This window comes from Klebsiella sp. GN_Kp190, from assembly GCF_040061795.1.
Taxonomy (GTDB): Bacteria; Pseudomonadota; Gammaproteobacteria; order Enterobacterales; family Enterobacteriaceae; genus Klebsiella; species Klebsiella michiganensis.
Genome location: NZ_JBEAFN010000075.1, coordinates 50,852 through 63,885 on the forward strand (window position 1 = coordinate 50,852; position 13,034 = coordinate 63,885).

The 13,034-nt window shown below is 54.7% G+C and carries 10 protein-coding genes; 3 read left to right on the top strand and 7 right to left on the bottom strand.

Annotation, left to right across the window (positions count from 1 at the left end; translation table 11 throughout):
- Positions 1–133 precede the first annotated feature (133 nt).
- The 3 genes from ABLU67_RS27580 to pncB all read right to left on the bottom strand — a co-directional run bounded on the left by ABLU67_RS27580 (position 134) and on the right by pncB (position 4,717).
- Complete coding sequence (locus tag ABLU67_RS27580; RefSeq protein WP_014228653.1) at positions 134–1,219, bottom strand: porin; 1,086 nt, start codon at positions 1,217–1,219, stop codon at positions 134–136.
- A 591-nt stretch (positions 1,220–1,810) separates the two neighbouring features.
- Positions 1,811–3,211, bottom strand: coding sequence for an asparagine--tRNA ligase (asnS, locus tag ABLU67_RS27585; RefSeq protein ID WP_004849497.1), 1,401 nt, complete (start codon positions 3,209–3,211; stop codon positions 1,811–1,813).
- Positions 3,212–3,514: 303 nt separating this feature from the next.
- Positions 3,515–4,717, bottom strand: a complete 1,203-nt coding sequence (gene pncB, locus ABLU67_RS27590; RefSeq protein WP_025107499.1) for a nicotinate phosphoribosyltransferase — start codon at positions 4,715–4,717, stop codon at positions 3,515–3,517.
- Between the two features lie 327 nt (positions 4,718–5,044).
- Here pncB and pepN point away from each other — a divergent pair, with 327 nt between their 5' ends.
- Complete coding sequence (pepN, locus tag ABLU67_RS27595; RefSeq protein WP_014228655.1) at positions 5,045–7,660, top strand: aminopeptidase N; 2,616 nt, start codon at positions 5,045–5,047, stop codon at positions 7,658–7,660.
- Between the two features lie 65 nt (positions 7,661–7,725).
- Here pepN and ssuB read toward each other — a convergent pair whose 3' ends face one another.
- The 3 genes from ssuB to ssuE are packed head-to-tail and all read right to left on the bottom strand — an operon-like array spanning position 7,726 to position 9,919.
- Positions 7,726–8,499: an aliphatic sulfonates ABC transporter ATP-binding protein gene (gene ssuB / locus ABLU67_RS27600; protein WP_014837971.1), complete on the bottom strand. Its 774-nt coding sequence runs from the start codon at positions 8,497–8,499 to the stop codon at positions 7,726–7,728.
- A complete protein-coding gene (ssuC, locus tag ABLU67_RS27605) occupies positions 8,496–9,287 on the bottom strand; it encodes an aliphatic sulfonate ABC transporter permease SsuC (protein WP_004849501.1) in 792 nt (263 codons plus the stop codon). The genes ssuB and ssuC overlap by 4 nt, the downstream gene beginning before the upstream one ends.
- 56 nt (positions 9,288–9,343) lie before the next feature.
- Positions 9,344–9,919, bottom strand: coding sequence for an NADPH-dependent FMN reductase (gene ssuE / locus ABLU67_RS27610; protein WP_009653287.1), 576 nt, complete (start codon positions 9,917–9,919; stop codon positions 9,344–9,346).
- A gap of 248 nt (positions 9,920–10,167) precedes the next feature.
- Here ssuE and pyrD point away from each other — a divergent pair, with 248 nt between their 5' ends.
- The gene (pyrD, locus tag ABLU67_RS27615) at positions 10,168–11,178 is read left to right on the top strand and encodes a quinone-dependent dihydroorotate dehydrogenase (protein ID WP_004130996.1); all 1,011 of its coding nucleotides are present in this window, start codon (positions 10,168–10,170) and stop codon (positions 11,176–11,178) included.
- A 168-nt stretch (positions 11,179–11,346) separates the two neighbouring features.
- Positions 11,347–11,889 (top strand): cell division protein ZapC, encoded by a 543-nt coding sequence (zapC, locus tag ABLU67_RS27620; protein WP_004849504.1) that lies wholly within the window; start codon positions 11,347–11,349, stop codon positions 11,887–11,889.
- Here zapC and ABLU67_RS27625 read toward each other — a convergent pair.
- Positions 11,886–12,995 carry a YcbX family protein gene (locus ABLU67_RS27625; protein WP_348852616.1) on the bottom strand — a complete coding sequence of 370 codons (1,110 nt, stop codon included), beginning with the start codon at positions 12,993–12,995 and terminating at the stop codon, positions 11,886–11,888. The two genes, zapC and ABLU67_RS27625, sit on opposite strands and share 4 nt — an antisense overlap.
- Between the last annotated feature and the right edge of the window lie 39 nt (positions 12,996–13,034).

Sequence of the window (13,034 nt, forward strand, 5' to 3'; positions counted from 1 at the left end):
TTATGTTAATTGCCAACCGTTTGCTACAAAAAGCGAGAAGGTTTTTGAAAGTTACGATCTTCCTCTCAGGAAAGCAGAAAAGCAGGACCGAAGTCCTGCTTTTTAGGCATATCACGAAGGGGTGTACTGCAGATTAGAACTGGTAAACGATACCCACTGCGGCCTGGTCGTCGGTCGCAACGCCAGCGGCTTTGGTGTAATCGTTGTCGTTCAGCTGGTTGAATTTATACGCAGCGTAGACGTTCATGTTTTTGTTGAAGTAGTACCAGGTACCCACTTCGACGTATTTAACCAGGTCAGCATCGCCGCCGGAGAAGCCAGCGCGAGAGCGCAGGTCTTTACCTTTAGTCTGTACGTAGCCGATGGACGGACGCAGGCCGAAGTCGAACTGATACTGAACAACGGCTTCGAAGTTCTGAGTTTTGTTAGCGAAGTAGTTGCCTTCGTTTTCCGGCGTCATGTTGTAAGTCTGAGAGTACATGACCGCAGCATAGACGTTGTTCGCGTCATACTTAGCGGAGGTTGCCCATGCTTCAGCTTTTTCGCCCTGACGGTCAGCTTTCTGATCGCCGCTACGGTTGGAGTTCGCATAGCCTGCAGACAGCGCAATGCCGTTGTCAAACGCGTAGGTTGCCGCGGTGCTGAAGCCGTCGCCGTTTTGTTTCTTAACATCACGGCTAGAAGCGTCGTTTTTACCCTGGTACTGCAGCGCGAAGCTCAGGCCGTCAACCAGACCGAAGAAGTCAGAGTTACGGTAGGTGGCTACGCCGTTGGTACGCGCGGTCATGAAGTTGTCGGTGTAGCTCCAGCCGTCGCCGCCCCATTCAACCAGCATATCGGTTGCCGCTTCAACGTCGTAGATGGCGCCGTAGTTACGACCGTAGTCGAATGAACCGTATTCACCGGCTTTTAAGCCTGCGAAAGCCAGACGAGTTTTGGTGGTCTGTTTACCTTCAACATTGGACGCATCCATGTTGTATTCCCACTGACCGTAGCCGACCAGCTGATCGTTGATCTGGGTTTCGCCTTTCAGACCGATACGGGCGTAGGTGGTATCATCGCTGCTGGTGTCGCCGTTGGTGGTCCAGACGTGCTCGCCAACCATTTTTCCGTAGAAGTCCAGTTTGTTGCCGTTTTTGTTATAGATTTCTGCAGCGTTAGCTGCACCGGCTACCAGCAGGGCAGGAATTACCGCTGCCAGAATTTTGCGCTTCATCATTATTTATTACCCTCATTTATATTTTTTTATGAACACTTGCCACTGCCGTCAATAAGTTTCGTCAATAAAAATTTACAGAACTATTGATGATAGTTTGGTGTCTGGAGGCATCTTTCCATTCAGAACAACGTTTCGCTAGCCTGAAAATGCTACCAATATCGCATATGAGTAACAAAAAGAAATTCTATGTAACTAAATATGTATTTTTGGGAACTTTGTGAACTCAATCAACATTCCGCACCTGTTCGCCGATTAAATCACCTGTCTTTATATATCTATATGAATTAATTATGATTAATTTAGATAAGAGAGGGTTTGTGCATTTTACGTCAGCATTTTGCTTTATTTTTATTCAAATCTTGTCGTTGCAAGTTGTGCTGTGACTGGTTAAAAAACGAGCAATATAATCAGCATGTTTGCCAATTTATGAACATAAGGTGCGGTTTTAATTAGCGGTCGCTAATGAAATAGTGCGTAACATAATTGTGAATCAGGATGGTTGATGTTTAAGTTTCCTGATATTCGTTAACGTAAATTGACATAAAAAAAGGCCAGCTTGCGCTGGCCCTGGATGAAAATTGCAGAAAAAAATCAGAAAGTCGCGTTACGCGGGGTCCGCGGGAACGGAATGACGTCGCGAACGTTCTGCACGCCGGTCACGTAGGCGATAAGACGCTCAAAGCCCAGACCGAAACCGGAGTGCGGTACGGTGCCGTAACGGCGCAGGTCGCGATACCACCAGTAGTCTTCTTTATTAAGACCCATTTCCGCCATACGCGCGTCAAGCACGTCCAGGCGCTCTTCACGCTGGGAGCCACCGATAATTTCACCGATGCCCGGCGCCAGAACGTCCATTGCGGCGACGGTTTTACCGTCTTCGTTAAGGCGCATATAGAACGCCTTGATGTCTTTCGGGTAGTTTTTCACCACCACCGGAGCTTTAAAGTGCTCTTCCGCCAGATAGCGTTCGTGCTCGGAGGAGAGATCCACGCCCCAGTAGACCGGGTTTTCGAACGACTTACCGCAGTTTTCCAGAATGGTGACCGCGTCAGTGTAATCAACCTGGGCAAAATCAGCGGAAACGAAACGCTGCAGGCGGTCGATAGCGTCTTTATCAACGCGTTCGGCAAAGAACTGCATGTCGTCTGCGCGCTCTTCGAGAACGGCTTTGAAGACGTACTTCAGCATCGCTTCCGCCAGACCTGCCACATCGTTCAGGTTAGCAAAGGCGACTTCCGGTTCCAGCATCCAGAACTCCGCCAGGTGACGGCTGGTGTTGGAGTTTTCCGCACGGAAGGTCGGGCCAAAAGTGTAGATTTTGGACAGCGCGCAGGCGTAGGTTTCGCCGTTCAGCTGGCCGGAAACGGTCAGGAACGACTCTTTGCCGAAGAAGTCTTTATCGAAATCGACTTTGCCCTGTTCGTTGCGCGGCAGGTTTTCCAGATCCAGCGTTGACACGCGGAACATCTCGCCGGCGCCTTCAGTGTCGGAAGCGGTAATCAGCGGAGTCGAAACCCAGAAGAAACCCTGCTCGTCGAAGAAACGGTGCAGCGCCTGCGCCAGGGTATGGCGAACGCGCGCCACCGCGCCAATCAGGTTGGTGCGCGGGCGCAGGTGGGCAACTTCACGCAGGTACTCGATGCTATGGCGTTTAGCCGCCATCGGATAAGTATCCGGATCTTCCACCCAGCCGCTGACTTCCACGTGGCTGGCCTGGATTTCAAAACTCTGGCCCTGGCCCTGAGATGCCACGACTTTACCGGTCACCACGACCGAGCAGCCGGTGGTCAGGCGCAGCACTTCCTGATTGTAATTGGGAAGAGAATTACTAATAACGGCCTGTACAGGATCAAAGCAGGAACCGTCATAGACGGCGAGGAAAGAAAAGCCAGCTTTAGAATCTCGGCGGGTACGCACCCATCCGCGCACGGTGACTTCGCTGTCAACGGCAACGCGGCCCTGGAGTACGTCGGCTACAGGCACAACGCTCATAATAGTCTCTCTTGTTAGTCCAATAGAAAAATCTGTATTCCCCTGCAACAGGGGGATATCTATGTTACCTGTCATCTTCCATCAGACAAGTAGATTTCGCACAAGAAAGGGGGGTTTTAGGAAATAAATAAGGAGATAGCCTACTTTGCTGCGTGAGAGCCTGATATTCAGAGAGATTCGTTCATTGCGATTATCCCATGCAGGGCGACCGGGGTTCTTAATGCTTGATAACGTCTCGGGGTGATAAGCGGAGGCGAATAAAAATGCGCCCGTTTTGGCGGACGCATTTTGTCTTTATATGACCTAGCTGGCTTTTTTAACCGGCGGTAGATCGAAGGCTTTGCGCAGCGCGCGGACGAAAGCTTTATCGTGACAAATCGTTTTACCCGGGCTATCCGAAAGTTTCGCCACCGGTTTACCGTTGCACTCCACCAGCTTGATAACAATATTGAGCGGCTTCACCTGGGGAATATCGCAGGTTAAACGCGTGCCAATACCGAAGCTCAGATTCACCCGCGATGAGAAGTGGCGATAGAGATCAACCGCTTTTGTCAGGTCGAGATTGTCGGAAAATACCAGCACTTTGCTCAGCGGGTCGATGCCCAGCTTTTTGTAGTGGGCGATAGCCTTCTCGCCCCATTCCACCGGGTCGCCGGAGTCGTGGCGCAGCCCCTGATAGCGGGTCGCAAACTCCGGCCCGAAATCGCGCAGAAAAGCGTCCATCGTAATGCAGTCGGTCAGCGCAATCCCCAGCCGATCGGGATACTCTTCCAGCCAGGCAGCGAGAGCCGCGCGCTGGCTGCTCGCCAGGTTCGGGCTGATCTGCTGATGCGCCTGGAACCATTCGTGAGCCTGGGTCCCCATTGGGGTCAAATTCAAACGCCGCGCCAGATCGTAATTGCTGGTACCGGTGAACCAGGATTCTTGCTGAAGACGCTGAACAATCGCCTGCTGCACCTCGCGGGAGAAGCGGCGGCGGGTACCGAAATCCATCAGGCGGAAGCCCGACATATCGATATCAGCAGTGAGGCGGTTAAAGTCAGTCAGCTTATGCTCAAGGGTGTCCAGCGCGAGATCGACGCTGATTTCCGGCGAGCGATAGCGATGTACCAGCTCGCTTATCACCGCCAGCAGCGGAACTTCCCACATAATAACTTCAAGCCAGGGGCCGGAAAGGCGAATATTCAACTTGCCGTTGTCATTGATGACCGTGACCTGGCGCGGGTCGTAGCGGAAGCCGCGTAGCCACTCGAGATAGTCTGGCGCAAAGAAGGGCAGGCTCGACAACCAGTGATATTCATCGTCCTGCAGTCTCAGGTCGCGCATCGTCTCAACCTGCTCGCGAATCGCATCGGCGTAGATGCCGAGCAGATCGTCCCCGCGGCAGCGGAACTCCGCCGCAACCTGTACATCATTGTAGCGGTGGAAGACAGCCTGCTGCATGTGCAGCTTGTAGGCATCCGTATCAAGCAACGAGTGCAGTACAGGAGAAGTGAATTGGGTCATGGTGCGCAGTAGCATCCTCTCACTGGAGCGTTTCCATCAAAACCAAAGCGGTAAAAGGAGGCGGAGTATACCTGTAATACCCGACGCTGTCCCGCGGTGACGGCTGATGGCGACGCTGACGGTCATTTGCGAGGCCTAGTTTAATATATTGAACACGCATCACACCACAAGCTTTGCGCCTGGTCGAGCGCATTTCGTGCCTCTTGTGTTATCAAAATGTAGCAATTTTCATGTTTAGCATTGAAAAGATGAAGATTCTGCATAGCGAGATTTGCGCAACAGGAATAGACTGAGTCGACACTTTACAGGACACGCTAAAGGTTTTTTATGACACAACAGCCCCAAGCCAAATACCGCCACGACTACCGTGAGCCGGAGTATCTGATTAGCGATATCGATTTGACCTTTGACCTGGATGCCGCGAAAACCGTTGTGACGGCTGAGAGCAAGGTCTCCCGCCATGCGGCTACGTCTGATGTGCCATTGCGTCTGGATGGCGAAGACCTGACGTTGGTCTCTCTGCGGATTGATGGTCAGCCGTGGAGCGACTACAAGGAAGAAAATAACCAGCTGGTGATTAGCGGGTTGCCGGAACATTTCACTCTGACCATCGTCAATGAAATCAGCCCGGCGGCGAATACCGCGCTGGAAGGGCTATATCAGTCCGGCGAAGCGCTGTGTACCCAGTGCGAGGCGGAAGGCTTCCGCCACATTACCTGGTATCCGGACCGCCCGGACGTTCTGGCGCGCTTCACCACCAAAATCATCGCCGATAAAGCAAAATACCCGTTTCTGCTCTCCAACGGTAACCGCGTGGCCCAGGGCGAGCTGGAAAATGGCCGTCACTGGATCCAGTGGCAGGACCCGTTCCCAAAACCGTGCTACCTGTTTGCGCTGGTGGCCGGTGATTTTGACGTCCTGCGCGATACCTTCAAAACCCGTTCGGGGCGTGAAGTGGCGCTGGAGCTCTACGTTGACCGCGGTAACCTTGACCGCGCGCCGTGGGCGATGACTTCGCTGCAAAATTCCATGAAGTGGGACGAAACCCGCTTTGGTCTCGAGTACGACCTCGACATCTATATGATTGTCGCCGTCGACTTCTTCAACATGGGCGCCATGGAGAACAAAGGCCTTAACGTCTTTAACTCCAAATACGTACTGGCGCGTACCGATACCGCGACCGATAAAGATTACCTGGATATCGAGCGCGTGATTGGTCATGAATATTTCCATAACTGGACCGGCAATCGCGTGACCTGCCGCGACTGGTTCCAGCTCAGTCTGAAAGAGGGGTTGACCGTTTTCCGCGATCAGGAATTCAGCTCCGACCTCGGCTCGCGCGCGGTGAACCGCATCAATAACGTACGCACCATGCGCGGCCTGCAGTTTGCCGAAGACGCCAGCCCGATGGCGCATCCGATTCGCCCGGATAGCGTGATTGAGATGAACAACTTCTATACCCTGACGGTGTATGAGAAGGGAGCGGAAGTGATCCGCATGCTGCATACCCTGCTGGGGGAAGAGAATTTCCAGAAAGGCATGCAGCTCTATTTTGAGCGCCACGACGGCAGCGCCGCGACCTGCGACGACTTTGTCCAGGCGATGGAAGACGCTTCCAACGTCGATCTGTCCCACTTCCGCCGCTGGTATAGCCAGTCCGGTACGCCAATTGTCACCGTCCATGATGACTACAATCCGGAAACGGAGCAGTACACGCTGACCATCAGCCAGCGCACGCCGCCGACCGCTGAGCAGGCGGAGAAGCTGCCGCTGCATATTCCGTTCGACATCGAGCTGTACGATAACGAAGGCAAGGTAATCCCGCTGCAGAAGGGCGGTCACCCGGTGCATCACGTGCTGAACGTCACCCAGGCGGAGCAGACTTTTGTTTTCGACAACGTTTACTTCCAGCCTGTCCCGGCGCTGCTTTGCGAGTTTTCCGCGCCGGTGAAGCTGGAGTACAAATGGAGCGATCAGCAGCTGACCTTCCTGATGCGCCACGCGCGGAATGATTTCTCCCGCTGGGACGCGGCGCAGAGCCTGCTGGCGACCTATATCAAACTCAACGTCAACCGTCACCAGCAGGGGCAGCCGCTGTCTCTGCCGATTCACGTCGCCGATGCGTTCCGCGCGATTCTGCTGGATGAGAAGATCGATCCGGCGCTGGCGGCGGAGATCCTGACGCTGCCTTCAGCGAATGAAATGGCGGAGCTGTTTGCGATTATCGATCCGCTTGCCATCGCGGCGGTGCGCGAAGCGCTGACCCGCACGCTGGCGAAAGAGCTGGCTGACGAGTTCCTGGCGGTTTACAACGCCAACAAGCTCGACGGCTACCGCGTTGAGCATGCCGATATCGGTAAGCGTTCTCTGCGTAATACCTGCCTGCGCTACCTGGCGTTTGGCGATACCGAGCTGGCGGATAAACTGATTAGCGCGCAGTATCACCATGCGGACAATATGACCGACGCGCTGGCGGCGCTGGCGGCGGCCGTAGCGGCCCAGCTGCCGTGCCGCGATGCGCTGATGCAGGAATATGACGACAAGTGGCACCAGGACGGACTGGTCATGGATAAATGGTTTATCCTGCAGTCCACCAGCCCGGCGGATAACGTCCTGGAGACGGTTCGCGGCCTGTTGCATCATCGCTCGTTCAGCATGGGTAACCCGAACCGCGTCCGTTCTCTGATCGGCGCCTTTGCCGGCAGCAACCCGGCGGCGTTCCATGCAGAAGACGGCAGCGGCTATCAGTTCCTGGTCGAGATGCTGACTGAGCTGAACAGCCGCAACCCGCAGGTGGCTTCGCGTCTGATTGAGCCGCTGATTCGTCTGAAACGCTATGACGAGAAACGTCAGGCGCTGATGCGCGGGGCGCTGGAGCAGCTGAAGGGGCTGGAGAATCTTTCCGGGGATCTGTTCGAGAAAATCAGTAAAGCGCTGGCGTAACGCCAGCGCGAGTCCAAACCTGTAGCCCCGCTAAGCGCAGCGCGAGCGGGGGAACGTCGCAGTCGTTAACCGTGGCTCACTAAGCGTGGCGAGGATTCGTTCTTGCCGCGCTGCATCACCCGATTCAGTACTTCCGCTTCCAGTTCGGCCAGCTTCGCTGAACCCGTGCGTCGCGGACGGGGAATGTCCACCAGCAGATCCAGCCCTATCTTCCCCTCTTCAATCAGCAAAACGCGATCGGCCATCGCCACCGCCTCGCTGACGTCGTGGGTGACCAGCAGAACGGTAAATCCGTGCTCCTGCCACAGCGAGACAATCAGATCCTGCATCTCCAGGCGAGTGAGGGCGTCCAGCGCGCCCAGCGGTTCATCAAGCAGTAATAATCCGGGGCGATGAATTAACGCGCGAGCCAGCGCCACGCGCTGCTTTTGCCCGCCGGAAAGCGCCGCGGGCCATTCACCGGCGCGGTCTTCAAGGCCGACGCTCGCCAGCGCCTTGAGCGCCGCCTCGCGCCACTGCCCCTTCAGCCCGAGGCCGACATTGTCGATCACCGTTTTCCACGGCAGCAGGCGGGAATCCTGGAACATCATCCGGGTATCCTCCTGGATTTGCGCCAGCGGCGTCGAACCCGCCAGCAGCTGCCCGGCGTTGGGTTTTTCCAGCCCGGCGAGCAGCCGCAGCAGGGTGCTTTTACCGCCGCCGCTGCGTCCGACCACCGCGACAAATTGCCCGGTGGGAATATGCAGATCGAGTTCATTCAGAATCGTTTTGCTGCCGTAACGCTTGCTTACGCCGTTTAGCAGTAGCGGGATCCCCGGATTAAGACGCGCGGTTGTCATGCGTTGGCCTCCTGAAGGTGGTAAGCCGGATTCCAGCGCAGCCAGACGCGTTCAAGAAGCTGTGCGCTGAAGTCGGCCAGTTTGCCGAGAATAGCGTAAAGAATAATGGCGACGACCACGACATCGGTCTGCAGAAATTCGCGGGCATTCATCGCCAGATAGCCGATACCGGCGTTAGCCGAGATGGTTTCAGCCACGATCAGCGTTAACCACATCAGGCCGAGCGCAAACCGGATGCCGACCATAATGGAGGGCAGGGCGCCCGGCAGGATCACGTGACGGAACAGAGCAAAACCCGATAAGCCATAGCTGCGGGCCATCTCCACCAGACCCCGGTCAATGTTTCGAATACCGTGCCAGGTGTTGATATAAATCGGGAACATCGTCCCCAGCGCCACGAGGAAAATTTTGGCGCTTTCATCGATGCCGAACCATAAAATCACCAGCGGAATCAGCGCGAGGTGCGGTACGTTGCGCAGCATCTGAATGGAGGTGTCCAGCAGGCGTTCGCCCCAGCGCGACAGGCCGCTGATAAGCCCGAGAACCAGGCCAATGGAACCGCCGATGCTGAAACCAATAAGCGCCCGCCATGAGCTGATGGCCAGATGTTGCCAAAGCTCGCCGCTGGCGGAGAGCGTCCAGAAGGCTTTGAGCACCCCTTCCGGTGACGGCAAAATACGGGTAGAGAGCCAACCAACGGAAGAGGCGAATTGCCATACAATCACGCTGCCAACCGGCAAAAGCCAGGGGGCTATGCGGATCAGGAGTTTTTGCGAAAGCGTCGCCATACAGTGTTCCTTTATTCTTTAGCGTTTTGCCTGGTGATGGGCATCAACGCTGAACTTTAAACGTGCTCAACCCGCTGTAAGGTTTTCAGCGCCGGCGCGCGGCTGCTGGGGCGATGCAGCGCCTGCCAGAAGGTTTCCAGCGCCTGGTCGAGGCGGCCCTGCAGATTCGGGGTAAACTGCGGTTTATGCTGATAATCCGTAACCTGGCTATCGTCAGCGAAAACGCCGTGGAGGATCTCCTGGGCTTTCAGCGCGTTGAGTACCGGTTTTAAGGCGTAATCCACCGCCAGCATATGGGCGATGGTTCCGCCGGTAGCCAACGGCAGAACGATTTTGCCCTCCAGCGCGCGCTCCGGCAGCAGGTCCAGAAGCGTCTTTAACGCGCCGGAAAAAGAGGCCTTATAGACGGGCGTCGCGATGATCAGCCCATCGGCGCCGGCAAGCTGTTCATTTAACGCATGGAGGGCTGGGTTATCAAAGCGAGCGTAGAGCAGGTCTTCCGGAGCGAAATTCTGCAGATGCCAGTGGCAGACCTCGATATCCGCCGCCGAGAGCGTCTCTCTGGCGTATTCCAGAAGCGCGCTGGAGCGGGAAGGGTAGCGCGGGCTGCCCGCAAGTGTGATGACTCGCATACTCTCTCCTTATAACTAAATATTTGCATTTATCTATAATTGATAACATTTAGCCGCAGTGTGACAGAGCGCTTTTATTTCCCTAAATGATTTATCCGGCGTTGGATTGTCAGAAAGTGCATAACGAGCGGGAGAAAAGTAAACGTTTGCGTCGGAAGTAAGATTTTTTGTCGTAGGTCAATTCCCTTTCCGGGGTGGATCGCACATAATACGCCCCCGGTTTGCACACCGGGAATCCAGGAGAGTTCATGTACTACCCCTTCGTTCGTAAAGCCCTTTTTCAGCTCGATCCTGAGCGCGCTCATGAAGTCACTTTTCAACAATTACGCCGTGTTTCGGGTACCCCGCTGGAAATGTTGGTTCGCCAGAAGGTACCGACAAAGCCGGTAACCTGTATGGGGCTCACATTTAAGAACCCGCTGGGCCTGGCCGCCGGGCTGGATAAAAACGGCGAGTGCATTGATGCGCTCGGGGCGATGGGTTTTGGTTCCATTGAAATTGGTACCGTGACGCCACGTCCACAGCCGGGCAACGATAAGCCAAGGATCTTCCGCCTGGTCGATGCCGAAGGTTTGATCAACCGCATGGGCTTTAATAACCACGGTGTTGATAACCTCGTGGAGAACGTAAAAAAGGCGCATTTTGACGGCATTCTGGGTATTAATATTGGCAAGAATAAAGATACACCGGTAGAACAAGGCAAAGATGATTATCTGATTTGTATGGAAAAAATCTATGCTTATGCCGGCTATATCGCCATTAATATCTCCTCGCCGAATACCCCAGGCTTGCGTACTTTACAATACGGAGATGCGCTGGACGATTTGCTTTCTGGTATTAAAAATAAGCAACGCGAGCTACAAGAGAAACATCAAAAATATGTTCCTGTGGCCGTAAAGATCGCTCCGGATCTTTCCGTCGAAGAATTGATCCAGGTAGCGGACAGTTTAGTCCGGCATAATATAGATGGCGTCATTGCCACCAATACCACTCTGGATCGATCGCTGGTGCAGGGGATGAAACATTGTGATGAAACCGGTGGCCTTAGCGGACGTCCATTGCAGCTGAAGAGTACGGAAATTATCCGCATGCTGTCTGCGGAATTAAATGGCCGCCTGCCAATTATCGGAGTCGGCGGTATTGACTCGGTGATTGCCGCCCGGGAAAAGATAGCCGCCGGAGCGACGCTGGTGCAGATTTATTCCGGATTTATTTTTAAAGGCCCGCCGCTGATTAAAGAAATTGTTACCCATATCTAATCTTTTCCCCCTCTGATACTCCACCAGGGCTTTATTTATAGCCCTGGTTGTTTTATATTCCTTCATTGTTGCTTATTTAGACATTTTAGTCTTTTCTTAATTTTTGAAATATTCTGTAGCAGTTTACCTGTTTATTACAGACGGAAGTGGAAGAGGACGGGGGTAGAAATGCGGATCAAACCTGACGATAACTGGCGCTGGTATTACGATGAAGAGCATGACCGCATGATGCTCGATCTGGCTAATGGCATGTTATTCAGATCGCGTTTTGCTCGCCGCATGTTGACGCCCGACGCCTTCGCGCCTTCCGGATTTTGCGTTGATGACGCAGCGCTCTATTTTTCATTTGAAGAAAAGTGCCGCGATCTCGAATTATCAAAAGAACAGCGCGCTGAATTAGTACTCAATGCGCTGGTTGCGATTCGTTTTCTCAAGCCGCAAATGCCGAAAAGCTGGCATTTCAACACGCATGAAGAGAGCTGGCAGCCCGGCGTTGGCGATGCCGCCAGCGCATGGCTCAGCGATACCGGCCAGCAGGTGAATCTGCTGGTGGTTGAGCCCGGAGAAAACGCCGCGCTGTGCCTGTTAGCCCAGCCCGGTCTGACGCTTGCCGGGCGGGTGATGCAGCTCGGCGACGTGATTAAAATTATGAACGACAGGCTGCAGCCAGCGCCAGGCGTCGCCAGCTACAGCCTGGGTCAGGCGGTTTAAGGCGCCAGCCTCACCGCGGTTTTCGGCACGCAGCTACAGCATAAAATGGTGCCATCTGCGGCGACCGCGTTTTTCTTCAGCGCGCTGACTTCTCCTTCTTCCAGCCGGATGCGGCAGCTGCCGCAAATCCCAGCCCGGCAGGAGTAAGGAATACGAATTCCCTGTTGTTCCAGCTGCTCCAGCAAGATTTGCTGATTATTACCGGTAAAACTCACTCCCTGCCACGCTATTTCTACCGTCGCGTTCTCCTGCGCTTCAGGTGCCGGCGTAGTATCACTCTCGCCTGCGCCGTAGGCCTTCGCCGGGCCGCTGGCCAGCACTTCTAACGCATCGCCCACGCGGATTACGCCGCTATTTCGCGCGATCAGGTTCTGGCCAAAATCGACATCGCCGTTATCCAGCGCCGTGCGGAAACGCTGCAGCGTGCTTAAGGGCTCCCCGGAAGGATGCTTTTGCCCGCGCTCCGGGCTGACGGTGGTCAATACGCAGCGGCTGCACGGTTTGACGACATCAAAAATGACCTCGCCAATGCGCACCACTTTCCACGTATCTTCTTCCCAGGCGGCCGCGCCGGTCACCAGCAGATTTGGGCGAAATTGTTCTATGCTTACGCTGGCCGGACAGCGATTTTGCAGATCGCGCAGCGAGGCCTCATTGGCCAGCAGATAGGGAAAACCGTCGGCAAAAGAGAGGGGGACGGCATCGTGACGTTTTACCCTGCGGCTAAGCGCTGGCCCCAGCCAGCGGAGCTGAACGCTGCGGTTGAAGAACCCGCTTAGCCACTTGTTCACCCGGTCCGGGGCAATCAGGGCGGTAAAATGGTTGCCCCAGACTTCGGTCGGCTCCTGCTGTACGGAGAAATCGCTGAAGCGCACCATCGCGCTGCTGCCGTCCGGCGCGGTCAGATGCAGACCATCATGGAGCGGCGCGGGAATAAATTTGACCATTTGCGGAAACTGACGGGCGGTAATGAAGGTGCCATCGGTTTCCGTCACCATAAATATACGATCGAAGGCCAGCCCGCTGCTGTCTGCATAAGCGTGGCTGAGCCCCATTCCCCGCATCGATTTGACGGGATGAATAAAAAGTCGCGAAAGGGTTACCATACGCTGCCCCTGGCTTTAAAAATAAGCCTTTAACTTTAT